Genomic DNA, 25460 nt, shown 5'->3' with positions numbered 1-25460 from the left:
CAAGGCGGTCATTACCAAAGGTAATTATCTGAATTAGTCAAAAGTATAGCCGTTGTCTGCGGCGACCTTTTCGGCAATCTGGTTGCGAAGGGCCACTACATTGGGCTGGTTATGGTATTTTGTAAAGCGCTTAAGGCCCATTAGCATCATTCGTTGTTCATCTCCCTCGGCAAATGAGACAATACCTTCCTTGCCTTTCTGGATAACGATGTCCGTGGCACGGTATAGATACAGTTTTGCCATGGCTATTTGGGTAGCCTGGGCCTCTTCGCCGAAACGCCTGGCATTTTTCTCGGCCCGCAATATGGCCGACTCTGCCAAATACACCTGTATCAAAATATCTGAAGCGGCCATCAACAACTGCTGGTGCTTTTCGAGCTCGGTTCCAAGTTTTTGAACAGCGCTGCCGGCCACCATCAAGAACACTTTCTTTAGCCTTTTTATCAAGTCTTTTTCTTCTGCAAAAAGCTCGGAAAAGTCAGGTGTGTCAAACGAGGGAATACCCATCAATTCTTCGCCGACGGCTGTTGCCGGACCTAAAAGGTCAACATGGCCCCGCATGGCCTTTTTGACCAACATGCCCACAGAGAGCATACGGTTTATCTCGTTGGTACCTTCATAGATTCGTGCGATACGGGCATCACGCCAAGCTTTCTCCATTGGCGCATCGGCGCTGAAGCCCATCCCACCAAAGATTTGGATACCCTCGTCTGTGGTATGCTGTACGTGTTCTGAAACTGCCACTTTTAACAAGGAACATTCAATGGCATATTCTTCCACTCCCTTGAGTTCGGCCTCTTGGTGGTCATTACCATCGGCTATTCGAATGGCAATGCGGTCCTCTATGTTTTTGGCGGCCCGATAGCATGCTGACTCATCTACATAGGCATTGGTGGCCATATCGGCAATCTTGGCCTTTATGGCACCAAAGTTAATAATGGGGGTCTTGAACTGGACGCGTTCATTAGCATATTTTACTGCCTCGTTGACAACCCTGCGCTGTGCCTCCAAACAGGCGGCAGCCAATTTTATTCGCCCCACGTTCAAGGCGTTCATGGCGATTTTGAAGCCATTGCCACGCTCAGAGAGCATATTTTCAACCGGTACTTTAGTTTCGTTGAAGAATACTTGGCGAGTAGAAGAGGAATGAATTCCCAATTTTTTCTCTTCATCGCCCATTGATATGCCATTGTTGGGGTCGTTTTCTACAATAAAGCCGGTAATATTCTTGTCATCTTCAATTCTTGCAAAAACGATGAAGAGATTGCAGAAGCCTGCGTTTGAAATCCACATTTTTTGCCCTGTAATACTATAGTACTTTCCATCTTCTGAAAGTATGGCCTTCGTTTTGCCCGAGTTGGCATCGGAGCCTGCGCCAGGTTCGGTCAAACAATAGGCCCCAAACCATTCCCCAGTGGCCAATTTCGGCACATATTTCTTTTTCTGTTCCTCGGTTCCGTAAAGGGTAATGGGCATGGTACCGATACCGGTATGGGCACCAAAAGCGGTACTGAAAGACCCGGTGGCACCCGATATATAATCGCAGACCAGCATGGTCGATACAAAGCCCATGCCCATGCCGCCATAGGCTTCTGGCACGGCCACACTTAAAAGACCCAGTTCACCTGCCTTTCGCATGCACTCTTCAGTATAGGCATAGTCTTTTTGCTCGAAACGTTCCCAATGCGCCCAAAGCTCCCGGTCAACAAACTCTTTGGTGCTTTCGCGCATCATCTTTTGCTCTTCAGAAAGGTCTTCAAGAGTAAAAATATCATCACAGTTGGTTTCTTTGACGATGAATTGGCCGCCTCGAAGAATGTCTTTGTTTTTAGTTTCTGTGCTCATAGCAATATCTTTAATTCAAAAATTCATAAATACCCGCAGCGCCTTGGCCTGTTCCCACGCACATGGTCACCATACCATATTTTCCTTTCATTTCGCGCTTTCGCATCTCATCAAACAATTGTACCGATAACTTGGCTCCTGTGCAGCCCAAGGGGTGTCCGAGGGCAATGGCCCCTCCGTTTACGTTCACAATATCTTTGTTGAGTCCCAATTCTCTGATCACAGCAAGAGACTGCGACGCAAATGCTTCATTTAGTTCGATAAGCCCTACCTCATCTTGTTTCAATCCGGCGAGCTTAAGCGCTTTTGGAATGGCCTTGACCGGGCCGATTCCCATGATACGGGGTTCGACACCTGCAGCGGCATAACTGACCAACCGCGCAATGGGCTCTAAATTCAGCTCTTTGACCATCTCTTCGCTCATTACAAGTACGAATGCCGCCCCATCACTCATTTGCGACGAGTTGCCTGCGGTGACACTTCCGTCTGCCGCAAAAACGGGTTTGAGCTTGGCAAGAACCTCGAGCGAGGTATCGGCTCGCGGCCCCTCATCTTTGCTCACCGTGTAGGTCTTGGTCTCTTTCTTGCCTTGGTCGTTGACAAATGTGTGCTCTACCTCTATGGGCACAATCTGGTCTTGAAACCGGTTTTCTTTCTGGGCCTTTAGGGCCTTCATATGCGAGTTGTATGCAAATTCGTCTTGGTCTTCACGAGATACGTTGAATTCTTTGGCCACGGCCTCAGCCGTGAGGCCCATGCCCCAATAGTAGTCTTCATGCCCTTCTTTGGCGACGGTGTAATCGGGCACCGGTTTGTAACCACCCATGGGTATATAGCTCATGCTCTCGGCACCACCGGCGATGATACAATCGGCCATTCCGGTTTGGATTTTAGCCGTGGCAATACCAATGGTCTCGAGTCCTGAGGCGCAATAGCGATTCACCGTTACCCCTGGAACATCCTCGATTTCCAATCCCATCAGTGATATCAGGCGTCCCATGTTCAAGCCCTGTTCGGCCTCTGGCATGGCATTGCCGACAATTACGTCGTCTATCCTCTTTTTGTCAAGGCCGGGCAATTCTTTTATCATGTGCTGAATGGTCTCGGCGGCCAGTTCATCGGGACGTTTAAATCGAAACAGTCCCCGTGGGGCCTTGCCCACGGCTGTTCGGTATGCTTTTACGATATATGCGGTTTTCATATTCTAGATGTTAGATTTTAGGAACTGGATGTAGTTCCTTCTTCTTTTAATTTCTTAACGGTTTCCCAGTTTTCAACATATGTTGGATACGTTCAAGGGTCTTTCGTTCGGTACAGAGCGACAAAAAAGCCTCCCTTTCCAAATCCAAGAGGTATTGTTCTGAGACGTAGCTTGCTTCAGACAAATCGCCCCCTGCCATCACATAGGCCAGTTTATTGGCGATTTTTTTATCATGTTCTGAGATGTAATGCCCTGCTTCCATAGAGTCTGTTCCCACCAAGAACATACCCAGCGCCTGCTTGCCCAGAACCTTGATGTCTTTTCGTGGAATAGGTTTGGTGTAGCCCTGTTCGGCCAGCAGTTTGGCATAGGCCTTGGCCGTTGCTATTTGCCGGTCTTTGTTGACCACCACAATGTCTTTTCCTTTTTGTAAGATGCCCAGGTCATAGGCTTCGTAGGCAGAAGTCGATACCTTGGCCATGCCAATGGTCAAAAAGTATTCTTGCAGCACGTTCAACTCAACGTCGTTCTTTCTAAAGGTATCTGAGGCCCGCAGAGTCATTTCCTTTGATCCGCCCCCACCGGGGATCACCCCGACACCAAACTCGACAAGCCCGATATAGGTTTCGGCCGCAGCCACCACCTTGTCAGCATGCATCGACAATTCGCAGCCACCTCCCAATGTCATGCCATGTGGCGCCGCAACCGTAGGAATTGATGAATAGCGCATGCGCATCATGGTATCTTGAAACATTTTTACAGACCATGCCAATTCATCATATTCTTGTTCTACGGCCATCATAAAGATCATACCGATATTCGCACCTACCGAAAAATTGGCTGCTTGGTTGCCTACCACTAGGCCCTGAAAGTCTTTTTCTGCCAGATCAATGGCCTTGTTGAGTCCTGACAAGACATCGGCACCGATAGTGTTCATTTTTGACTGGAACTCGACATTCAAGATACCATCGCCCAAATCTTCGATGACAACCCCAGCATTTTTGAATACCTCGTTGGTCTTTCTGATATTATCAAGAATGATGAAGGCATCCTGGCCGGGCACCTTTTTCATTTCTTTGGATGAAATGTCATAGAAATAGGTAGCGCCATCTTTTACAGAATAGAACGAGTTGATGCCCGCAGCTTTCATCTCGGCCACCCAAGCCGCTGCTTCTTGGCCCTCGGCCTTGATGAATTCCAATCCTGTTTCCAATCCCACGGCATCCCAAATCTGGAACGGACCGTGTTCCCAGCCGAAACCGGCCTTCATGGCATCATCTATTTTGTATAGCTGATCTGTGATTTCCGGAATTCGATGCGAGACATAGGCGAACAACTGCCCAAAGCTCTTACGGTAGAACGCTGCTGCCTTATCTTTTCCACCTACTAGAACGGGAAACCGTTCAATTACCTTGTCGATGGATTTGGTGAGTTCAAGGGTGGCAAACTTGGCACTTTTCTTTTGCCGATACTCCATGGTATCCAGATCCAAAGTAAGTATTTCGCTCTTACCCTTGTCGCCTTTTACTTTTTTGTAGAATCCTTGCCCGGTTTTGCTGCCCAACCATTTGTTGTCTACCATGGTCTGTATGAAATCGGGTAGTTTGAACAGGTCATGGCGTTCATCATCGGGGCAGTTGTCATAGATACCGTTGGCCACATGTACCAAGGTGTCAAGGCCCACCACATCGACCGTTCTAAAGGTGGCCGATTTCGGGCGCCCGATCACCGGCCCCGTGAGCTTGTCGATTTCCTCAACGGTCATACCCATTTCTTTTACGGTATGGAATAGACTCATAATGCTGAATATGCCTATACGGTTTCCGATAAAGGCTGGGGTGTCTTTTGCCACCACCGAGGTCTTGCCCAAAAACTTCTCGCCATATTCGTTGAGAAATTCCAATACCTCTTGTGACGTCTTGGGCCCCGGAATGATTTCGAAAAGTTTTAGGTACCTGGCAGGGTTGAAAAAGTGGGTGCCGCAAAAATGCTTTTGAAAGTCTTCACTGCGCCCCTCGCTCATAAATTTGATGGGTATGCCCGAGGTGTTAGAGGTTATCAGCGTGCCCGGGGTGCGATACTTTTCCAAGTTTTCAAAGACCTGCTTTTTGATATCCAATCGCTCGACCACCACTTCTATGATCCAATCGACGTCTTTCACCTTTGCTATGTCGTCTTCTAAATTTCCGGTAACAATCCTATCGGCAAATTTTTTATGGTAGATGGGCGAGGGTTTGGACCTGAGCGCCTTTTTTAACGATTCGTTCACCAATCTGTTACGTACGATCTTGTCTTCAAGGGTCAGCCCCTTTGCCTTTTCTTTGTCGTTCAATTCTCTAGGAACGATATCGAGCAATAGTACTTCGACACCGATATTGGCAAAGTGGCAGGCAATGCCACTGCCCATGATACCTGAACCTATAACGGCAACTTTGTTGATATGCCTTCTCATTTATAGTTACTGTATTAGTTTGTTGTTTTTTTATTATATACCTTCTTGTCAAGAATCAATTTATTGATGATGTCCACGGTGTTGAAAAATCCCTTCAGATCATCATCGCCGACATGTTGTTTGACCACCTCATTGAACCGCAAGACCACATCTTTGGAATCTTTTCTCTTCTCAAGCCCAAGGGCGGTCAAATGGATCAATACGCCCCGGCCGTCGTTCGGGTTCGGTTTTCGCTCAATATAGCCACGTTCTTCAATGCTCTTCAAAATTCTTGAGAGACTGGTGCTTTCCATCCCCATTTTAGGTCCCAAGGCCGTGCTGGGCGTACCTTTTTTTGGATCGATGCTGAGCAGGGTAAAACCAATGGCCATAGTGAGGCCGTAGTTTTTTGCCTCTTCGTTGTACATTCGAGCAACCGCCTGCCAAGTGGCACGCAAAGCATAATCAATGGTCAGTTCTTTCATGTGGATTGATTCGACATCAAATATATAAAAATTTATTATGCATGCATAATAAATTGTACCAAACCTGTGAGGTTTTGTTGCATCAGCTTTTGTGCACGTAGAACCCTATTGGCTTATTGTGATTGTTGCTTTCTTTTTTTGATTTCCGAAGAAATAAGAGCTGAAAAAATGATGGGAATAAATGTTATGGGGCCAAAAACTGTAGGTACAAGATATACCAGTGACGACTCGTGCTGGTGTGAAATATGGTATAGCCCCATGCCCAAGGCAAAACACATGGCGAAGAGCCCGACGATGCTCACGGCTAGAAGTATTTTATTTAGCTTTTTCAGCTTTTCTGTCGAATATTTTTCAAAGGCCATGATGGTTGCTTTTGCTTTTGACCCTATGCTGCGCGTTGGACAGACGGTTTGAGTGCTGAGACCAATAAGGTTTCTAAAACGCACTACACGTCTCAATGCCCATAAATACTGTTATACAGGTCGATATACTTTTCTTTGATGATTTTACGGCGTAGCTTCATAGTTGGAGTTAGGTGGCCATCTTCTACAGTCCATACGTCTGGGGTCAAGCGAAATTGTTTCACCTTTTCCCATTTGGCAAATTCTTGATTAGCCAGATCCACTTCTTCTTGAATTCGCGCCAATATCTTTTCGTTGTGGATAATATCTGAGTTGGCGGGTATGGTAATGTTGTGCCTTTTTGCCCATTCTTCCAAAAACTCGAAATTGGGCTGTATCAGGGCTGCGGGCATTTTTTCACCTTCGCCGACTACCATGACCTGCTCTATAAAGCGCGATTGTTTCAAGCGGTTCTCCAACAATTGCGGGGCTACATACTTGCCGCCCGAGGTCTTGAACATTTCTTTTTTACGATCGGTGATCTTTAAAAATCCATCGGAGTCAATTTCGCCGATATCGCCGGTATGGAAATAGCCATTTTTGATGACCTCGGCTGTTTTTTCTGGGTCTTTATAGTAGCCCACCATCACATTGGGCCCCTTGCAAAGTATTTCACCGTCTTCGGCAATCTTTACTTCAACACCCTCAATGACACGGCCTACCGTTCCGATTTTCCAACCTTTGTTTCGTTGATCGTTCACTGAAATTACCGGTGAGGTCTCGGTAAGGCCATAGCCCTCCATGACGGGCATGCCGGCCGCGGCAAATACCCTTGCCAATCGTGGTTGAAGCGCTGCGCTACCAGAGACCATGGTCTCAAGGTTGCCGCCTAGGGCCTCTTGCCATTTACTGAATATCAATTTTCGGGCAAGGCCCAGTTGTTTTTCGTACCACCAGCCGTTGGCACCGTAGGGTTCGTAACGGAGCCCCAATTTAACGGCCCAATAAAAGAGGCTTTTTTTAATGCCCGAAAGCTCTGTTCCCTTGGCGATGATGGCATCGTATACTTTTTCGAGCAAGCGCGGCACCACGGTCATTACGTTGGGCTTGACCTCTTTTACATTGTCACTGATCTTGTCCAATCCCTCTGCAAAATAGACCTGGATACCACAATATTGATAGAGATAGAGGATCATTCGTTCAAAAATGTGGCAGACCGGTAAGAAGCTCAGCGCGGTGGCCCCTCTATCGAACGGAACCCTTTTTTCACTTGAAATAACATTTGAGACGATGTTGTCGTGTGTGAGCATGACACCCTTGGGCTTTCCCGTAGTGCCCGAAGTATAGATCAAGGTTGCCAGGTCTTCAGGTTTGACGGCCGCCATTCGTTCTTCGACTTCCTTTTGGTTCGAGGCATCCTTGCCTTTCTTCAAGACTTCTGACCAATGTTTGCAATTCTGCAACCGATCAAATGAAAAGACATCCTCAAGTTTTTTCAACTTGCCGCTGATCGACAATACTTTCTGTAGCACCTCATCGCACGACACAAAGCAGAATTTGGCTTCGGAGTGGTTCAGTACGTACTCATAATCTTCCTCTGAAATGGTGGGATAAATGGGTACGTTCTGTGCGCCGATCTGTAACACCCCGATATCCATGATGTTCCATTCAGTGCGGTTGGTCATAGAGATGACCGCAATCTTATCGTTGGGCTTGACCCCCATACGAAGCAGGCCGCGGCTAATGGCGTTTGCCTTATCGATATACTCTTGTGTTGAAATGGTTTCCCACTTGCCTTGATATTTGGTGGCAAAGGCCTTTTCTAGGTCGTACTTTTCTTTTTGGTAATACGGAAAGTCAAATAGTCTGGTAACCGAATGCATAGCAAGTTTCTCTATAGAAATTGCAAAATAGGGAATTTAGTTGATAAAATGCTAGCTATAGAATCTGGCATGCAGACCAAGGGGTTCGGGCCAAAATTGAATACTTCGGCTTAAAAGATTCTAGCCCAGCACCTAAACGCATCATTTTTGGTTGTTCTTATCAATCCACTTTCTTGCGTTCACAAACGCCTCCAACCATGGAGACACCGAATCGTTTCTATCTTTCGGATAGTGGGCCCAGTTCCAAGAAAAGATGCTACGCTCTATATGTGGCATGGTCACCAAATGGCGGCCTGTCTTGTCACAGAGCATGGCCACGTTGTAATCGCTACCGTTCGGATTTGCAGGATACCCCTCGTACCCATATTTTGCCACAATATAATAGTTTTCTTCGGATAGGGGTAGACTGAACTTGCCCTCGCCGTGCGAGATCCATACCCCCAAGGTGCTTCCGGCGAATGAAGACAACATTACCGAATTGTTCTCTTGGATTTTAACCGATGTAAAACTGCTCTCATGCTTACCGGAATCATTATAGGTCATTTTGCCGTGTTGGCCGCCGTGTTCAGGATTGACCAAATCCAACTCCATAAACAACTGGCAGCCGTTGCATATACCTATTGAAAGGGTATCTGGCCGTGCAAAAAAGTCTTTCAATGCCTTGTTGGCCTTTTCGTTGTACTTAAAGGCGCCCGCCCAACCTTTGGCACTGCCCAGAACGTCTGAGTTTGAAAATCCGCCAACGGCCCCTATAAACTGAATATCTTCCAAGGTTTCGCGCCCTGAAATCAGGTCGGTCATATGCACGTCTTTCACATCAAAACCGGCCAGGTACATGGCATTGGCCATCTCACGTTCAGAGTTGCTACCCTTTTCTCGGAGGATGGCGGCTTTTGGCTTCTCGATACGATTCCGCACAGCGGAATCACTCGAAGTGACGACCAAAGGGAATTCATATTGAAGAGGCTGCTTTTTGTAATTTTCGTACCGCGCCTTCGCCAGCCCGTTGGCAGTCTGTTTGTGATCCAACAGATAGGAGGTCCTGTACCATGTATCGCGTAACGAAGCGATGTTCAGACCAATTTCAATACCGTGGTTTTTGATTTTCAGGGTGCCTTCTGTAATGGGTGAGCCAATTTTTATGGCGTTGATACCCTCTGATCTCAATTGCTCATTTGCCAATGCATCTGCTTGAAAAACGATGCCCACATTCTCAGAAAAAAGCAATTTGATGGTATCGATCTCGCCCAGAGCGGACAAATCGATTTCGGCGCCCAACCCATTGTCGGTAAAGCACATTTCAAGCAATGTGGTAATCAATCCACCTGACGCAATATCATGACCTGCAATAATTTGCCCTTCTTTTATTAAAGTTTGAATTGAATCAAATGTTTTTTTGAAGTATAGCGCATTGCTCACCGTCGGGGCTTCGGCACCCACAGAATTCAGTATCTGATTGAACGACGAACCACCCAGTTTAAAATCGTCTTTTGAGAGATTTACGTAGTAGATATCCCCTCCGTCTTTTTGCAGAACCGGTTCGACCACTTTGGTGATGTCGTTGCAGTTGCCAGCTGCAGAAATGATGACCGTGCCTGGGGCAATGACCTCCTGGTCTTTATATTTCTGCTTCATGCTAAGTGAGTCTTTACCCGTGGGGATATTGATGCCCAATGCTATGGCAAAATCAGAGCAGGCTTGGACCGCCTCGTACAAACGGGCATCCTCACCGGGATTGCGGCAGGGCCACATCCAGTTGGCAGAAAGGGAAACGGACTTTAAACCTTCTTTCAGCGGAGCCCAGACAATGTTTGTCAAGGCCTCGGCGATACTGTTACGGCTACCGGCCACAGGGTCTATGAGTCCTGAGATGGGAGAGTGGCCAATGCTGGTTGCCAAGCCTTCCCTACCTTTATAATCCAAGGCCATCACACCTACATTGTTCAAAGGCAATTGCAGTGGTCCCGCACACTGTTGTTTCGCAACGCGCCCGCCCACGCAACGGTCTACTTTATTGGTCAGCCAATCTTTGCAAGCCACGGCCTCGAGTTGCAATACCTGTTCTAGATAGTCGTGAAAATGTTCCAAAGAATACTCCGCTTGGGCATAATTGGTTTCGAGCTTCGAATCTTCCATGATGGTCTTGGGCGAACTGCCGAACAGGGCAGAAAGTTCCAAGTCCATGGGTTTTTCATGGGTTTTTGAGGATTCAAAAGTGAAACGTTGGTCGCCGGTCACATCGCCGACTTCGTACATAGGCGAACGCTCGCGTTCTGCCACGCGTTGCAGTAAATCGATGTCTTTGTCGCCGATTACGAGCCCCATGCGCTCTTGGCTCTCATTGCCGATAATTTCCTTTGCTGACAGGGTAGGATCGCCAATGGGCAGTTTGTCCAAATCTATTTTACCGCCGGTTTCCTCTACCAGTTCAGAAAGGCAGTTCAAATGCCCACCTGCACCATGGTCGTGGATGGAAACAATCGGATTTTCATGGCTCTCCACAAGTCCACGGATGGCATTTGCCGCGCGTTTCTGCATCTCGGGATTGCTTCGCTGTACAGCGTTCAATTCGATGGCGCTTTCAAACTCGCCCGTATCGGCACTTGATACGGCCGCCCCGCCCATGCCGATGCGATAGTTGTCACCGCCCAGTATCACGATTTTGTCACCTTTTTTCGGCGTGTCCTTCAAAGCCTGTTCAGCCTTGCCGTAGCCAATACCACCGGCCAGCATAATTACCTTATCATAGCCGAGCTGCCGCGATGTCACCTGGGGTGCTTTTGATAGGTAAGACGTCCGGTTTTCCAATGAGGTCTCGACTGCGCTCGACCTGACATCCTCTTTGTGTTCGAACGTCAAAACAGATCCTGCTATCAAGGGTTGACCGAACTTGTTGCCGAAGTCAGAGGCACCGTTCGAGGCCTTTATGAGAATGTCCATCGGGGTTTGGTATAACCAATCACGCTCAGGAAAGGCCTTTTCCCATGGCCGATTTTCTTCAAGTCTTGAATAGGAGGTCATGTACACTGCTGTACCTGCTAGGGGCAGGGCACCCTTGCCACCGGCCAAACGGTCACGAATTTCGCCCCCAGAACCCGTTGCAGCCCCATTGAAAGGTTCCACCGTGGTAGGAAAATTATGGGTTTCAGCCTTTAACGATAGTACGGACTCAAATTCTTCTTCCCTATAAAAATCGGGTACATCGGCCCGTTGCGGTGCAAACTGAACCACTTTTGGGCCTTTGACGAAGGCTACATTGTCTTTATAGGCCGAAACGATATCGTTGGGATGGGTCTCAGAAGTTTTTTTGATGAGCTTAAACAGTGAGTGGGGCATCTCTTTCCCGTCTATGACAAAGGTACCATTGAATATTTTATGTCGGCAGTGCTCAGAATTCACCTGACTGAAGCCAAACACTTCAGAGTCGGTAAGTTTTCGGCCAAGGCGTTCAGAAAGCTGTTCAAGGTATTCGATTTCCTCATCGTTGAGCGCCAAGCCTTCTTGTTGGTTGTAGGCAGCAATGTCGCTGATTTCCTGTACGGGTTCTGGGGCGATGTCAATAGTGAAAACGTCTTGCCCCAAACCGTTGTATTTCTGAAAGAGCATGGCGTCGTAGTCGGTATAATCTTCAGAAACCGCTTTGAATTCCTCAATCCTGATAATCCCATTGATTCCCATGTTCTGGGTAATCTCGGTAGCATTGGTGCTCCATGGGGTGACCATGGCCGCCCGTGGCCCAACAAAAAAGGCGTCAATGGACGCCGCGTTGATCTTGGGTTGGTTGCCGAACAACCATACTAGTTTTTGAATGTCTTCAGAGGTGGGTTCTTGTTTGGTTTGGAGGGCAAATACCTTGTTGGCCACATCCCCAAAAAAGTGAATCATAGTCACTGGGTGTTAAGCGGTTTTTGGAAAGTGCAAATTTACAGTTTTTAGAGGGATTTAAAAGTAGCGGGTGTGGGAGTTGTTAACCGAGGGTGTTGATGAAATATTGATCACTCGTCAAAGACGAGCGCGAGCTGGGGATTAGGGGTGAAGGAGGGGGATGCTCGATGCGTGGTGTTTGGTGTTTGGTGTAGTGAGATTTCTCAGTAGTTGCAATCCTTCGAAATGACAAAACGTGTGCCACTGTCATTTCGAACGTCCCGATAGCTATCGGGAGTGAGAAATCTCGAGATTCCTCATCGCCCAGCTTGTTTTGGGCGAAATAGAAAAATCTTTTCAGAATAACCAATTCCTATGCTTTTTCCATCAACGCCATATAAAATCCATCAAAACCGCTTTCTGAGGGGTAGATATGCTGCTCTTTGATCAATCTAAAATCTTGACCCGCCCCAGATGCCAAAAAACTTTTTACCTGTTCGTTATTTTCTTCGGGAAGAATCGAACAGGTGGCATAGACCATTTTGCCGCCTGATTTGACCATTTTACTGTACTGCTGCAAAATATCTTGCTGAACACCTTTTATTCGTTCAAGAAATTCAGGTTCCAGTTTCCATTTCGCATCAGGGTTGCGGCGGAGTACACCCAAGCCTGTACAGGGTGCGTCCAACAACAGCCTATCGGCACTGTTGTGCAATTTTTTGATGGCCTTTGTCGAGTCTATAAGGCGTGTCTCAATATTGTGCGCACCATTTCTGCGGGCACGCTTTTTCAATACCCTTAACTTGTTGTCATAAACATCCATGGCGATAAGCTGGCCCTTGTTTTTCATCAGCGCGGCCAAGTGCAGGGTTTTACCACCGGCACCGGCGCAGGCATCGACCACCCGTTGGCCGGGCTCAACCTCTAAAAAAGGCGCCACCACCTGTGAAGACGCATCCTGTACTTCAAAGAGCCCATCTTTAAAGGCTTGCGTATTGAACACATTTTTTCGCTCAAGTAGTTTGAGGGCAGCAGCATATCCTTTGAGTGCATGGCTTTCAACCCCCTCATCTGCCAAGGTTGCTTTAAGGGCCTCTTTGGTTGTTTTCAGGGTGTTGGTTCGCAAAACAACATCGGCCTGCTGGTTCAGCGCCTCCATTTCTTTCGTCCAACGCTTTTCACCCAATGCCTTCACGCCCAGTTCATCCATCCAATCGGGAATGGACTCACGGTACTTCCTGATTTTTGAAAGTTCATCAAAACGGCCCTTTATTCGGCGCTCAGGGGTGTTTTCCAATTGTTTCCAATCCGGTAGCTTGATTCCCCTCAGAATGGCCCAGACCGCAAACAAGCGAAATAGGTTCTGTCGGGAGTAGGGGGCATGCACTTCGGCAATCTCGTCATAGAGTCTTCTCCAGCGAACTATGTCATAGGTGGTTTCAGCAATAAAACCGCGGTCTCGGGAACCCCAGCGTTTGTCATGTTTCAACACTTTTTCAATGACCTTATCGGCATATTCGCCCTCGTTGAAAATCATGTTGAGGGCATCGATGACAGCAAAGACGAGGTTTCGGTGTAGGCGCATAGAATAATTTAAGGAGGCAAAGGTAAACTTTCCTTTGTCATTCTGTTTTAGAAGGGGAGGAAGAATCCTATTGAAAGGGATTTAAAAATTGGACAGTCTTTGCATTTTTCGCTTTTGTCTCGGCTTGGCTCGACATGGCAGCTCAAAATGACAAAATGTGAATTGTTACTTTTGGGCAAACATGTTACATGAAAAAAACTTCATTCGTTTTACTGCTGGTTGTTCTAACCGTTGGATGCCATCCCAAGAAAAAACCAGTCAGCTTCACATCCGTAGCAATCGAAACCGTTTTTGAAGATTCGGTAAGCATTCGGGCCATTGAATTTTTAGACACCAACACCTTGGCCTTTGCCGGAAGCAATGGAATATTCGGTACGGTCGACACCAAGACGAACGCGGTGCGGAGCAGTGTGCAACGGTATGATAGTATTTTGCCAGAGTTTAGGGCTGTGGCGAACACTTCCACAGACTTTTTTATGCTCTCGGTGGCGAGTCCGGCATTGCTCTATAAAACTGGTGACAGCGGGCAAATGGAATTGGTGTATACTGAAGAGGGCGTTGGTGTTTTTTACGATTCGATGACCTTTTGGAACGACCAAGAGGGAATTGCCATTGGGGACAGCATTGATGGTTGCCTCTCTATCATTATTACCCGCGATGGCGGAAAGAAATGGGCGAAGTTATCATGCTCTGTGCTGCCGGAATCCCCTTCGGGTGAAGGTGCGTTCGCAGCCAGCAATACGAATATTGAAACCATTGGGGAGAACACTTGGGTGGCCACCACTTTGGGGCGCGTTCTTTTTTCACCTGACAAAGGCAAAACATGGGAGGTCTTTGAAACACCCATCATTCAAGGCGAGCCGGCCAAAGGCATTTATTCAATTGATTTTTATAATGAAAAATTGGGTTTTGTGATTGGCGGGGATTATACCCAATCTGATGCCAATGCCGCCAATAAAGCCATAACCCGTGATGGGGGCAAAACATGGGAGTTGACCGCAAATGGAAAACCGCCCGGCTATAAAAGCTGCGTACAGTTTGCTCCGAATTTGGCCGGAAAGCATTTGGTTGCCGTGGGTTTTACGGGTATTTCATGCTCCAATGACGCAGGACATACATGGGAGCATCTATCCGATGAATCATTTTACACGCTTCGTTTTCTGAACGATTCCATCGCCTATGCCGCAGGCAAGAATAAAATTGCGAGGTTGGTCTTTAGGTAAGGGTATTATAAAAACCGAGTACCCTCCACCTGAAACCAATCGAGCCCCTTTTGACAAGGGCGAGCAGTTTATAGGTTCTTGTTATTGACCTCGGCATTAAAAAAGGCGGCAAACGCCGCCCTTTAATGACTAACAACTATCCAAACAAACTAAAGTTCATACGGTGACCACTACGTAGTGTCGACCTGATTTCTTATACCATACACCTTTATACTTATAAAATTTTCTACCATTGATGCGTACAACTTTACGGCCCCTCGGTAAGTGCCGTACTTTGATACCCACTGGGGCGGCACATACCACAAACTTATTGCCTTTGGGTTTGTACCATACCCCATCTGCAAAATAAAAGTTTGTTTTATTGTGTACGACCACCCTTGGTTTTTTAATGGTGGTCACCACAGTGCCGTATTTCGGGTACACACGAACCACTGTTCTTTGTGCTTCTACGGTAACCAATGTTCCTAAAAATGCAAGCGCCAATAACATGATTTTTATCGATTTCATAATCTTGGTATTTTGGGTTTCTATGTGTTTGACAATGAAAAATGGGCAAGGTTTAATGAAAAAAGGGCCGTTTTGACCCTTTTTTATGCTTTTGGTCGAATTGTGAAATTAACGCCCGCCCCGTCTTTTTCGAAACTGCTGCAGCAAACGTTTTTTAAAGTCTTCTTCTGCCTTTATCAGCAGCAGGGTCTTCTTGGCCGAAAGTACCTTTCGTACCTTGTTGAGGTATTGCTTGTTTGCTTCCAACTTTTCTGTTTGAAGAGCCATCAGTTCATCCAGCAACTTATCGGCCTCTTGTGCAGAGAGTTCAGAGGCATCCATCCAACGGCTGGCCATTTGGCGGCGTTCTTTCTGGCGAAACGCCTCCATACGTTCTTCATGCTCGTTATAGATGGGCCAGAACAACTGGGCCTCTTGGCTGCTCAAATCTAAGCGTTCGGTCAAAAAAGCCACTTTATATGTCTTCACCTTATCTCTGGCATTGTCTTGTGCCTGCACGAAAACGGCCATGAGCAATATCGGTATCCAAATAAACTTTTTATTCAAAATCATCGTAATCTAGGTTTAGTTCTTCGACATCTTCCATATCTATGTTCTCATCGAGGTATTGCAAAATATTTTCTTCTTCCAAGGGCATTTCGGTGCCATCGGTTATAGCCATATTGTCAATGGGTAGCGCTTCTGCGATTTCGTAGGTCGATAGCCCGAGGTCGTTGTTTTCAAGATATTCGATAATGTCGTTGCTGGCCAAATCGTTGAAATCGATTTCTTGTCCTTGCTCTGGTTTAAGTGTGAGGGCCAATACCACTATGGCTGCAATAGCGGCGGCGATGTAATAGAATTTTTTGTTCGGATGGCTGTTCGAAGGGTTTAACCGTACCACTTTATTGTCATCGTCACTGAGCCTAGCATTGATTTTTTCGGGAAGCTTTTCAAAATACCCTTCGGGCACAGTAAAACCATCTTCCTTGGGAATAATCGATTCTTCCTTGGCCATTCGGTCAAGCAATCGCTCATTGAAGTTTTCAAAGTAGCCCTCCGGGGTTTTGAATGTACGTTTTGGTTTCTCTTTCATTGCTCTGTTATGACTACAAAATCAGTAAAAGGTTTAATCTTCCCTAAGATACGCCTCTATTTTTTTTACTGCCAAATGGTATGAAGCCTTTAGACCGCCGACCGAGGTCTCCAATATCTCTGATATTTCTTCGTATTTCATTTCTTGAAAATATTTCATGTTGAAGATCAGCTTCTGCTTTTCGGGAAGGGTGGCCAAGGCCTTTTGCAGTTTTAACTGTATCTCATCTCCCTCAAAATACACATCGGATTGTAGGTTTTCGACCAACGACTCTTGCAACGCTTCATTGGTGATACCTGATTTTTTTGATTTTTGCTTTAAAAAGGTAAGGCTTTCATTGGTGGCGATGCGGTACATCCAAGAGTACAGCTTGCTCTCTCCCTTAAATCCATCAATATTCCTGTAAATCTTTATAAACGTGTTCTGCAGCACATCGTCGGTGTCGTCGTGGTTGAGCACAATACGGCGAATGTGCCAATACAGCCTTTCTTTGTAGGTGTTGACCAATACCTCAAAGGCCTTAGATCGACGGTCTTCGTCTTTGAGCTGTGCTAACAAGGTTTCTTCGGCAATCAAAAGGGGCTGCGTTTGCAATTATGACTAAGATAACGCGGAAAGGTTTAATATGATTGTTCAAACGGCTTTATATAACCGGCAAACGAGGTTTAGAAGAAAAGTAAACGTTTTTTTTTGAGATGCAACAATGAATTAGACTAGCCCAACGTTTGCATCTCCACCAGTTTTTTGTAGCCTTTCTTTGATTTCATCAACTCTTCGTGGGTGCCCTGTTCAACGATCTTGCCCCTTTTCAGCACTACAATCGAATTGGCGTTTTGTATGGTAGACAAGCGGTGGGCTATGACCAAAGAGGTTCTATTTTCCATCATTTTCTCAAGCGCATCTTGCACCAAACGCTCGCTCTCGGTATCAAGGGCCGATGTGGCCTCGTCCAAGATCATGATGGGCGGGTTTTTTAGTACCGCACGGGCAATGGACAGGCGTTGTTTCTGTCCGCCACTGAGTTTGTTGCCACCATCGCCGATATTGGTATCGTAGCCGTTGGGCAGTTGCATGATAAAATCGTGGGCGTTGGCCACTTTTGCGGCCTCTATGATCTCTTCTTGCGACGCATCCTCTTTTCCAAGGGAAATATTGTTGCGTACGGTGTCGTTGAAGAGTATGGAATCTTGTGTGACCAGACCGATGAGATTGCGGAGCGATTTTTTTGTCACACCCCTTATGTCATGTCCGTCAAACAAAATGGCCCCCTCGTTGACATCGTAGAATCGGGCAACAAGATTGGCGATGGTACTTTTTCCGCTTCCTGATTGGCCAACCAGTGCCACCGTGTGCCCTTTGGGTACGGTCAGGTTAAAGTTCTTGAGCACGTACTCGTCCTCATACTTAAAACCGACATCCTTCAACTCAATTTGATGATTGAATTCAGAAAGCGATACAGCATCTTTTCTATCTTTTATGGGGTTTTCACTTTCCAATATCGACAAGACCCTTTCTGCGGCTGCATTGCCCTTGCGCACACCATAGGAAGCCTTGCTGATGGCCTTGGCAGGTGTCAAAATGTTGTACGCGAGGCCCATGTAGGTGATAAAGGCAGCGGCATCGAGCGTTTGCTCTATCAGTACCATGCGCCCCCCGAACCAGAGCAGAACGCCTATGACCAAGATACCCAGAAATTCACCAGTGGGTGAAGCCAGATTCTGCCGGTTCAGCAGCGTGTTCGAAAATCTAAAGAACCGATCTGTGGAATTTTTGAAGGTTTTTATGAATCGGGATTCGGCATTGAAGGCCTTTATTACACGCAGTCCGCCCAAAGTCTCTTCTACAATCGATAAGAACTCGCCCTGTTCTTTCTGCACACGGTCTGATTTTCTTTTCAGCGATTTTCCGATACGCGAAATGATCATTCCCGCTATGGGCATAAAAATGAATACGAAGAGGGTCAGTTTTGCACTTAGCAAAAACATGACGACAATGGTGAACAAGATGGTGAGGGGCTCTCTTACGATAAGTTCCAAAACCGAAAGGAAAGAGTGTTGGATTTCAAGAACATCTGAAGTGATGCGGGCAATCACATCGCCCTTTCTTTTTTCGGTGAAGTACGAAACGGGCAGGTTCACGATTTTTTCGTACATCTTGTTTCGAATGTCTTTTAGCACCCCGTTGCGCAAAAAGGTGATAAAGTACATTGCCAGATAGTTAAAGACATTCTTAAGAAAGAAAAGGACCAGCACAAGAACCACAGCGATCACGAGGCCGTTCATGGGGTTGTCGCCCCCATATTGGGTGATTTGATAGTTCATGTAATCGGTGAAATATTCCTCAAGCTTACCTAGGCCTTGGTAAACAGGTGGCTGCATCAGTTTTTCCGTTTTGCCAAAAAGGACATTGAGCATGGGCATGAGGGCTGCGAACGACAGGGCACTGAACAGCGCATACAGAATATTGAAAAAGATGTTCAGAAAACCGTATTTGCGGTACGGGCCCGCGAAACGGAGAATTTTCTTGAAATAGTTCATTGGCCCAGATTCAGTTCGGCAATAATGCCAGCTATTTTGGCATCCAGTTGCGAATTTACCATTTTATAATCCGCGGCCTTCTCCAATTTGGCGTTGGTGGTGATGTAAAACTTAACTTTTGGTTCGGTGCCACTGGGTCTGGCGGCCACACGGGTGCCATCGGCGGTCTCGTATATGAGCACGTTCGATTTGGGCAGGTGCAGCACTTTTTCCTCACCGGTTTGAACATTTTTGGCGATGGAAGTGTTGTAGTCTTCGACCCACACTACGGGCGAACCCTGCACCGATTGCACGGGGTTTTCTTTGAACTCTTTCAGCATTTGCTTGATTTCTTCCGCCCCGCTTATGCCCTTTTTGGTGAGCGATATAAGCTTTTCTTTATAAAACCCGAACTGTACATAGCAATTGATCAATTCTTTGAAGAAAGAACTGCCGTTGGCCTTGGCCTGACTGGCAATTTCACAGGCCAATAGGGTAGAGGTCACGGCATCTTTGTCTCTGACAAAGTCGCCTACCATATAGCCAAAACTCTCTTCCCCACCTCCGATAAAGTGCGAATCCGGAAAGTCTTTGATCATCTTTCCAATCCATTTGAAACCGGTTAGCGAGGTTTTACATTCAACTGCGTACCCTTCGGCCACTTTTTTGACCATAGGGGTTGAAACAATGGTGGTGGCCACAAATTCGTTGCCCTTAAAGCCCTTCTTTTGGTATTGGTCAAGTAAAAACTTGGTCATCAGCACCATGGTCTGGTTGCCATTGAGCAATTCGAGTGCCCCCTCTAGGTTGCGCACGGCAATGCCCAGGCGGTCACTATCGGGATCGGTGCCCACTACCATGTCCGCACCTATCTCCTCAGCTCTTTCAAGGGCCATTTGCAACGCCTCGGGCTCTTCAGGGTTGGGTGATTCAACTGTTGGAAAATTACCGTCGGGCGTTGCCTGTTCTTCAATAATGGTCACGTTTTTATAGCCGGCACGCTTTAAAACCTCGGGAATGGCGGTGATAGAGGTGCCGTGAATGGAGGTGAAAACTATTTTAAAATCATCTTTTCCCTCTGCACCAAAGCTTCCGTTTTTCACAGAGGCCTCAAAAAAGGCCTCGTCGACTTCCTTATCGATCAGCTCGATTAGCTCGTTGTTCGCCTTAAAATTGACATCCTCAAAATTGATGGCATTTATTTCATCGATGATTTCCCCATCTTGTGGGGGCACTATTTGTCCACCATCGGTCCAATACACCTTATACCCGTTGTACTCGGGCGGATTGTGCGATGCCGTGAGCACAATACCGGCATGGCAGCCAAGGTAGCGTACTGAAAATGAAAGCTCTGGCGTGGTGCGCAGTTCAGAAAACAAAAAGACTTTGATGCCATTTGCGGAGAATACTTCGGCCACGGTTCTGGCCAGCGTATCGCTATTATGCCGGCAATCATAGGCAATGACGACCTTTAATTCTTCGTTGGGATATTGTTTTTTCAGATAATTGCTGAGTCCTTGGGTGTTTTTGCCCAAGGTATATTTATTGATCCGGTTGGTGCCAACGCCCATAATACCGCGCATACCACCGGTGCCGAATTCCAAATTTTTATAGAAACGCTCTTTGAGTTCTTCTTGGTCGTTATCGATTAAATGCTGTACCTCTTGCTTCACTTTTGGCTCGAAAAAATCGGACAGCCAAGATTGTGCAGTCTTTAGGATGTCTTGCATATAACACAAATTTTTATTGCTTTTCCAAAATTAAGGTAGTTTCACGTAATAACTTATAAACAGAAAAGAATATTGCACTTTTCCCAAAAAAGGAATCCATGCACCTATTACTTTGAGGAATTCATTTAATTTTTAGTAAGTTGTCTGGCAATGCGAATACTTATAACCACCATTATTATTATTCTGGTTTCGGCAAATTTGAGTGCTCAAAGAGAGGCTGCCAATTGGTATTTCGGCCAAAATGCCGGACTTGATTTCAATTCTGGCACTCCAGTGCCACTTTTGGATGGCCAGATAAACACAGTGGAAGGGTGCGAAGCCTTTTCCGATTCAAACGGAAATTTATTATTCTATACCGATGGCAAAACCGTTTGGAACCGCTCGCACCAAGTAATGCCCAGTGGCACCGAATTGGGCGGTAGTTTTTCAACCACCCAATCTGCTTTGGTCGTTCCCAATCCGATTGACAAGAACATCTATTATGTTTTTACCCCAGATGATGCCCTTTCCAAAAACTTTGGGCAAACCACCAATGGTTTCAATTATTCAGTTGTTGATATGGCCAAGGACAATGGTCGGGGAGATGTAATTGACAAGAATATTACTTTGTTGGCACAATGTTCAGAAAAAGTATCTGCTGTTCGTAATGCTTCAGGGGATTATTATTGGGTGGTTACCCATTTCAGAAATCAATTCTATGCTTATAGGGTTGATGGTTCGGGAGTTTCTGAAAATCCTGTAGTTTCGACAACGGGCCCTTGGATAGGCGATTTTGAGAATATACGCGGAAGCCTTAAAATTTCACCAGACGGTACTAAACTCGCCGTGGCCCATACTATTGTAGAGCCAGAATACACCGGAAGCTTTTATCTATTTGACTTTGAAGTGGATACGGGTGTTGTAAGCAATGCACAATTGATCAGTAGCGAACGGTTGTACTATGGCGTAGAGTTTTCTTCAAATTCATCAAAACTGTATGCTAGTGGCATGGGAATCACTTCGCTTGATGGTGAAAAAGTAGTTGATAAGGTTGAGATAGTTCAATATGATTTGGATGCACCTAATATTGCCGCCTCCGAATATTTGGTGTTTCGTTTTAATAAGGCGATAAACAGTTTTGTGGCAGGAGCACTACAAATAGGCATCGACAAAAAAATATACCATGCCATTCCGGGTGACCGTTTATCTGTAATCAGAACACCAAATTTAAAGGGACTGGACAGTGATTTCAGACAATTTTACATTGACATGGGTGGCCGCGGGGCCACTTATGGCTTACCACCTTTTATACAGTCTTTTTTTGAGACCATCGTCACCATAGAAAACTTTTGCGAGGGTGATACCACCCAGTTCACAACAGAATCCAATGGCACGATTGCTTCGATTTCTTGGGATTTTGGCGACCCCCTATCAGGAGCTTCCAATTATTCCAACGACTTGAACCCCACCCATGTCTTTTCAGGTTTCGGGGTATATACGGTCACCATTACGGTCGAATATACGAATGGAAATACGCGTGCCTTTTTGGAGTATGTTGAAATAGCTGAGGTGCCTGATGTAATTCAAAATGTGCAATTGGTGCAGTGCGATATTGATGGAAATGAAGATGGCATCTCCCTATTTAACCTTAATGAAGCGATACCCTTGTTCAACAATGGCAATGCTGATATAACGGCCAATTTTTTTGGCACCTTGCAAGATGCACTCAACAATGAAAACATACTTGCACCCATTGGGTACCAAAATTCCGTTGACGGTGAAGTGGTATTTGCTAGGGCGTTTGAAAATTCGGAATGTTTTGAAATTGTGGAAGTCGAACTGTCCGCACAGCCGCTTACAGACTTAGAATTTTATAAAGATATCGACCTATGTGATGGTACAGTTGGCATTTTGGCAACTATTGTAAATATGCAAGAGGTTCATGACCAACTTTATATCGATTTTGCGCAAGATGATATCGGACTGTATTTAACGGAAGACAATGCGCTTTTGGAAGTCGAAAAGCTACCTTTGGAAGAAAGAACTTTTGGTCCGTTTGACCCACTTTTGGTGTACTTTAGGGTTGAACAAGGAAATGATTGTGCCTTTATCGGCCATGTCACATTAAATGTTCATGAAAAGCCAGTATTTGATGAATTGGTAGAAGTCATAGCCTGCAATGGTGAAGCGGTATTGCGCGGTATGGATGGCTTTGAGAACTATCTGTGGCCCGATGGTTCAACACAACAGGTTTATAGCGTACAGGGCACCGGAAATGTTGATTTGATCTTTGGCAACGACAGTTGTTCGTATTTACAAACTTTTTCCGTTATTGATGAAGCCCCTTTTACCATTTCCAAGATTATCATAAATGATTTTAGGCCAAGCAACGAAGTAATTATTGAGACAGAACTACCAGATAATATGGATGGCGTTCGGTTTTCTATGGACGGAGGACTAAGCTTTCAAGAATCGAATACCTTTTCCAGACTTTTACCTGGTGTATATGATTTGGTGGTCAGCGATGGTTGCACCGAAATCAAGAAAACGATATTGGTCGGTGGGGTCACATCATTTTTTACCCCCAATAATGATGGTATCAATGATAGATGGGCTTTGGCCAATCCAGAGTTTTTTCCTGGAGCCGAAATTTCCATTTTTGACAGGTATGGGAAACTTTTGTCAATTATTCGAAATGATGGACCAGGTTGGGATGGCACCTTTAATAGACGGGAGATGCCCTCAGATGACTACTGGTATCGCCTGCGATTGGCCGAGGGTCGTGTGGTTACAGGGCATTTCACGCTTAAGCGTTAAAGGTTCACGGTTTCACTGATAGCGTAGTTGTTGCCCGGTTTTTTTGAGCGGGTGATGAGTTCCCCGATAAATCCTGCCAAAAAAAGTTGCGTACCGATGATCATTGAGGTTAGGGCTATGTAAAACTGGGGCCGTTGTGTGATCAACCTTCCCAAGGGATTCAAAAACAATTTATCGATACCCAAATAGAGGGCAAAGCCAAAGCCTACCAAAAACATCAGTACCCCCAATGCCCCAAATAGGTGCATGGGCTGTTTTCCAAATTTTGAGACGAACCAAATCGTGATAAGGTCCAGAAAGCCATTGATAAAGCGTTCGGCGCCAAATTTTGTTTTACCATATTTCCTTGCTTGGTGAACTACCACTTTTTCGCCAATGTTGGCATAACCCGCATTTTTGGCCAGCACCGGAATGTATCGGTGCATTTCGCCAGAGACCTCAATATTTTTGATTACTTCTTTTCTAAAGGCTTTTAGGCCACAGTTGAAATCGTGCAGTCGCACGCCCGAGGTTTTTCGGGCCGCCCAATTAAAAAGCTTTGAGGGCAGGTTCTTGGTGATGAGGGAATCGTATCGCTTCTTTTTCCATCCTGAGACAATGTCGTAACCTTCTTCACGTACCAAGCGGACCAGTTCCGGAATTTCTTCTGGACTGTCTTGCAGATCGGCATCCATGGTAATGACGATATCGCCCTTGGCCTCTTTGAAACCAGCATGCAGGGCCTGTGATTTTCCAAAGTTTTTTAAAAAACGAAGCCCCCGAACACTGGGGTTTTTAGAGGCTAATGATTGTATGGTCTGCCATGAGCCATCATCACTGCCATCATCGATAAAGATGATTTCATACGAAAAATGATTGGATTGCATAACATCTGCAATCCAATCATGTAGTTCTATCAGCGATTCTTGCTCGTTAAGTAAAGGAATTACAACAGATAGCTGCATTGTTCGATTCTCGAATTCCTTTCAAAAGTAGCATTTTTTGCTTAGTAAGCGGGTTTGGCCTTTTTAAAGATAAGCCCTCCGATAAGTCCAGAAATCAGACCCAATATCGCTTGGATGATGATAATGACCGGATAAAAGATCCAACGGAACTTTTCTTGCATGGCCATGCCTTGGTCCCATTGTTCTTGGGTCAGGTTCGGATTGCTCTCAAAAGCCTTGGCTTTGGCAATTTCGTTCACCTTGTCCATATAATCGGGTTCGATTACGTTTGAGAGCAACAAAAAATAAATAATCCCGATAATCCCGCCTACCACGGCCACACCCGTACCAATTTTTATGGCCTGGCCAAGGCTAAGAAATCCGCCATTGGCTTTCCTGAATTGAAAAAGGGTCACCAAGACCATGGCAAAGAGAATAACAAAGCCAATGACGTTGATAGTCGCAGTTTGCTCGTAGTGAAGTCCTTGAAAATAGAGCATTAAACTGAACACAACCGAAACAAGGCCCAATAGCAGCCCATAGTTCAGTATATACTTTGTTGGTTTTACTTGTGGTTGTTCTTCCATTTTTAAATTTTTAAAGTTGATTACGATTATTGGTGGACATTTTAGAAAAAATGTTACATCTAAAGGTACGCTTTTTTGGATTTTAAAGAATTATGGTTGCCAGAAATTAAAAATTACCTAAATTTGCAGCCTGAAAATCTCGACTTTAAGTTAATCAGAAGATGAAGAAAGGCATACATCCCGAAAATTATAGATTGGTGGCGTTCAAAGACATGTCGAACGATGACGTGTTCATTACAAAATCAACCGCAGAGTCAAAGGAGACCATCACCGTTGACGGTGTTGAATACCCCTTGGTAAAACTTGAAATCTCAAGAACTTCACACCCTTACTACACTGGCAAGACCAAATTGGTCGATACTGCCGGTCGAATTGACAAGTTCAAGAACAAGTACAAGAAATTCGAGAAACCTGCCAAGAAAGAGAAAGCGGCAGAATAACGGATTTTTTTCAAAATATATGGAACGC

The 25460-nt window shown here is 45.8% G+C and carries 19 protein-coding genes; 3 read left to right on the top strand and 16 right to left on the bottom strand.

Annotated elements, in window-relative coordinates; translation table 11 throughout:
• Positions 1–33 precede the first annotated feature (33 nt).
• The 8 genes from VC82_RS00455 to VC82_RS00420 form a co-directional block, all read right to left on the bottom strand.
• Positions 34–1845, bottom strand: coding sequence for an acyl-CoA dehydrogenase family protein (locus tag VC82_RS00455; RefSeq protein WP_045800652.1), 1812 nt, complete (start codon positions 1843–1845; stop codon positions 34–36).
• A 10-nt stretch (positions 1846–1855) separates the two neighbouring features.
• Positions 1856–3046 carry an acetyl-CoA C-acyltransferase gene (locus VC82_RS00450; protein ID WP_045800651.1) on the bottom strand — a complete coding sequence of 397 codons (1191 nt, stop codon included), beginning with the start codon at positions 3044–3046 and terminating at the stop codon, positions 1856–1858.
• 46 nt (positions 3047–3092) lie between these two features.
• Positions 3093–5498: a 3-hydroxyacyl-CoA dehydrogenase/enoyl-CoA hydratase family protein gene (locus VC82_RS00445; RefSeq protein WP_045800650.1), complete on the bottom strand. Its 2406-nt coding sequence runs from the start codon at positions 5496–5498 to the stop codon at positions 3093–3095.
• 14 nt (positions 5499–5512) lie between these two features.
• The gene (locus tag VC82_RS00440; RefSeq protein WP_045800649.1) at positions 5513–5962 is read right to left on the bottom strand and encodes a MarR family winged helix-turn-helix transcriptional regulator; all 450 of its coding nucleotides are present in this window, start codon (positions 5960–5962) and stop codon (positions 5513–5515) included.
• Positions 5963–6075: 113 nt separating this feature from the next.
• Positions 6076–6324: a hypothetical protein gene (locus VC82_RS00435; RefSeq protein WP_045800648.1), complete on the bottom strand. Its 249-nt coding sequence runs from the start codon at positions 6322–6324 to the stop codon at positions 6076–6078.
• Positions 6325–6416: 92 nt separating this feature from the next.
• On the bottom strand, positions 6417–8186 hold the full coding sequence (locus VC82_RS00430) for an AMP-dependent synthetase/ligase (RefSeq protein ID WP_045800647.1): 1770 nt from the start codon (positions 8184–8186) through the stop codon (positions 6417–6419).
• A 141-nt stretch (positions 8187–8327) separates the two neighbouring features.
• The gene (gene purL, locus VC82_RS00425; RefSeq protein ID WP_045800646.1) at positions 8328–12071 is read right to left on the bottom strand and encodes a phosphoribosylformylglycinamidine synthase; all 3744 of its coding nucleotides are present in this window, start codon (positions 12069–12071) and stop codon (positions 8328–8330) included.
• A 352-nt stretch (positions 12072–12423) separates the two neighbouring features.
• Positions 12424–13635 carry an RsmB/NOP family class I SAM-dependent RNA methyltransferase gene (locus VC82_RS00420; protein ID WP_045800645.1) on the bottom strand — a complete coding sequence of 404 codons (1212 nt, stop codon included), beginning with the start codon at positions 13633–13635 and terminating at the stop codon, positions 12424–12426.
• A 188-nt stretch (positions 13636–13823) separates the two neighbouring features.
• Between VC82_RS00420 and VC82_RS00415 the strand changes: the two genes are divergently transcribed.
• Complete coding sequence (locus VC82_RS00415) at positions 13824–14858, top strand: WD40/YVTN/BNR-like repeat-containing protein (RefSeq protein ID WP_045800644.1); 1035 nt, start codon at positions 13824–13826, stop codon at positions 14856–14858.
• 156 nt (positions 14859–15014) lie between these two features.
• On the opposite strand, the gene VC82_RS00410 is transcribed toward VC82_RS00415, so the two are convergent.
• The 6 genes from VC82_RS00410 to VC82_RS00385 form a co-directional block, all read right to left on the bottom strand.
• Positions 15015–15365, bottom strand: a complete 351-nt coding sequence (locus VC82_RS00410) for a DUF6515 family protein (protein WP_045800643.1) — start codon at positions 15363–15365, stop codon at positions 15015–15017.
• 108 nt (positions 15366–15473) lie between these two features.
• Positions 15474–15917 carry a hypothetical protein gene (locus tag VC82_RS00405; RefSeq protein ID WP_045800642.1) on the bottom strand — a complete coding sequence of 148 codons (444 nt, stop codon included), beginning with the start codon at positions 15915–15917 and terminating at the stop codon, positions 15474–15476.
• A complete protein-coding gene (locus tag VC82_RS00400) occupies positions 15904–16440 on the bottom strand; it encodes a hypothetical protein (RefSeq protein WP_045800641.1) in 537 nt (178 codons plus the stop codon). The genes VC82_RS00405 and VC82_RS00400 overlap by 14 nt, the downstream gene beginning before the upstream one ends.
• A gap of 33 nt (positions 16441–16473) precedes the next feature.
• The gene (locus VC82_RS00395) at positions 16474–17016 is read right to left on the bottom strand and encodes an RNA polymerase sigma factor (protein WP_045803123.1); all 543 of its coding nucleotides are present in this window, start codon (positions 17014–17016) and stop codon (positions 16474–16476) included.
• Between the two features lie 137 nt (positions 17017–17153).
• Positions 17154–18977, bottom strand: a complete 1824-nt coding sequence (locus VC82_RS00390; RefSeq protein ID WP_045800640.1) for an ABC transporter ATP-binding protein — start codon at positions 18975–18977, stop codon at positions 17154–17156.
• A complete protein-coding gene (locus VC82_RS00385) occupies positions 18974–20686 on the bottom strand; it encodes a phospho-sugar mutase (RefSeq protein WP_045800639.1) in 1713 nt (570 codons plus the stop codon). The genes VC82_RS00390 and VC82_RS00385 overlap by 4 nt, the downstream gene beginning before the upstream one ends.
• Before the next feature lie 150 nt (positions 20687–20836).
• On the opposite strand from VC82_RS00385, the gene VC82_RS00380 reads away from it, so the two are divergent.
• Positions 20837–23482, top strand: coding sequence for a T9SS type B sorting domain-containing protein (locus VC82_RS00380; protein ID WP_045800638.1), 2646 nt, complete (start codon positions 20837–20839; stop codon positions 23480–23482).
• Here VC82_RS00380 and VC82_RS00375 read toward each other — a convergent pair.
• Both VC82_RS00375 and VC82_RS00370 read right to left on the bottom strand, forming a co-directional pair.
• Positions 23479–24426 carry a glycosyltransferase family 2 protein gene (locus tag VC82_RS00375; RefSeq protein ID WP_045800637.1) on the bottom strand — a complete coding sequence of 316 codons (948 nt, stop codon included), beginning with the start codon at positions 24424–24426 and terminating at the stop codon, positions 23479–23481. The genes VC82_RS00380 and VC82_RS00375 overlap by 4 nt on opposite strands.
• Before the next feature lie 41 nt (positions 24427–24467).
• Entirely contained in the window at positions 24468–24992 is a 525-nt protein-coding gene (locus VC82_RS00370; RefSeq protein WP_045800636.1) for a DUF4199 domain-containing protein, read from the bottom strand.
• Between the two features lie 161 nt (positions 24993–25153).
• Between VC82_RS00370 and VC82_RS00365 the strand changes: the two genes are divergently transcribed.
• Complete coding sequence (locus VC82_RS00365; RefSeq protein WP_045800635.1) at positions 25154–25432, top strand: type B 50S ribosomal protein L31; 279 nt, start codon at positions 25154–25156, stop codon at positions 25430–25432.
• Positions 25433–25460 lie beyond the last annotated feature (28 nt).

The sequence above is a fragment of the Flagellimonas lutaonensis genome (assembly GCF_000963865.1).
In the GTDB taxonomy this organism is placed as follows: Bacteria; Bacteroidota; Bacteroidia; order Flavobacteriales; family Flavobacteriaceae; genus Flagellimonas_A; species Flagellimonas_A lutaonensis.
Note: the sequence above shows the minus strand (reverse complement) of the source record. Positions and strands in the feature narration are given on the sequence as shown.

Excerpts from the sequence above, each read along its gene's own strand:
- VC82_RS00455 (WP_045800652.1), bottom strand. The coding sequence starts at position 1,845 with ATGAGCACAGAAACTAAAAACAAAGACATTCTTCGAGGCGGCCAATTC.
- VC82_RS00450 (WP_045800651.1), bottom strand. The coding sequence starts at position 3,046 with ATGAAAACCGCATATATCGTAAAAGCATACCGAACAGCCGTGGGCAAG.
- VC82_RS00445 (WP_045800650.1), bottom strand. The coding sequence starts at position 5,498 with ATGAGAAGGCATATCAACAAAGTTGCCGTTATAGGTTCAGGTATCATG.
- VC82_RS00440 (WP_045800649.1), bottom strand. The coding sequence starts at position 5,962 with ATGAAAGAACTGACCATTGATTATGCTTTGCGTGCCACTTGGCAGGCG.
- VC82_RS00435 (WP_045800648.1), bottom strand. The coding sequence starts at position 6,324 with ATGGCCTTTGAAAAATATTCGACAGAAAAGCTGAAAAAGCTAAATAAA.
- VC82_RS00430 (WP_045800647.1), bottom strand. The coding sequence starts at position 8,186 with ATGCATTCGGTTACCAGACTATTTGACTTTCCGTATTACCAAAAAGAA.
- purL (WP_045800646.1), bottom strand. The coding sequence starts at position 12,071 with ATGATTCACTTTTTTGGGGATGTGGCCAACAAGGTATTTGCCCTCCAA.
- VC82_RS00420 (WP_045800645.1), bottom strand. The coding sequence starts at position 13,635 with ATGCGCCTACACCGAAACCTCGTCTTTGCTGTCATCGATGCCCTCAAC.
- VC82_RS00415 (WP_045800644.1), top strand. The coding sequence starts at position 13,824 with ATGAAAAAAACTTCATTCGTTTTACTGCTGGTTGTTCTAACCGTTGGA.
- VC82_RS00410 (WP_045800643.1), bottom strand. The coding sequence starts at position 15,365 with ATGAAATCGATAAAAATCATGTTATTGGCGCTTGCATTTTTAGGAACA.
- VC82_RS00405 (WP_045800642.1), bottom strand. The coding sequence starts at position 15,917 with ATGATTTTGAATAAAAAGTTTATTTGGATACCGATATTGCTCATGGCC.
- VC82_RS00400 (WP_045800641.1), bottom strand. The coding sequence starts at position 16,440 with ATGAAAGAGAAACCAAAACGTACATTCAAAACCCCGGAGGGCTACTTT.
- VC82_RS00390 (WP_045800640.1), bottom strand. The coding sequence starts at position 18,977 with ATGAACTATTTCAAGAAAATTCTCCGTTTCGCGGGCCCGTACCGCAAA.
- VC82_RS00385 (WP_045800639.1), bottom strand. The coding sequence starts at position 20,686 with ATGCAAGACATCCTAAAGACTGCACAATCTTGGCTGTCCGATTTTTTC.
- VC82_RS00380 (WP_045800638.1), top strand. The coding sequence starts at position 20,837 with ATGCGAATACTTATAACCACCATTATTATTATTCTGGTTTCGGCAAAT.
- VC82_RS00375 (WP_045800637.1), bottom strand. The coding sequence starts at position 24,426 with ATGCAGCTATCTGTTGTAATTCCTTTACTTAACGAGCAAGAATCGCTG.
- VC82_RS00370 (WP_045800636.1), bottom strand. The coding sequence starts at position 24,992 with ATGGAAGAACAACCACAAGTAAAACCAACAAAGTATATACTGAACTAT.
- VC82_RS00365 (WP_045800635.1), top strand. The coding sequence starts at position 25,154 with ATGAAGAAAGGCATACATCCCGAAAATTATAGATTGGTGGCGTTCAAA.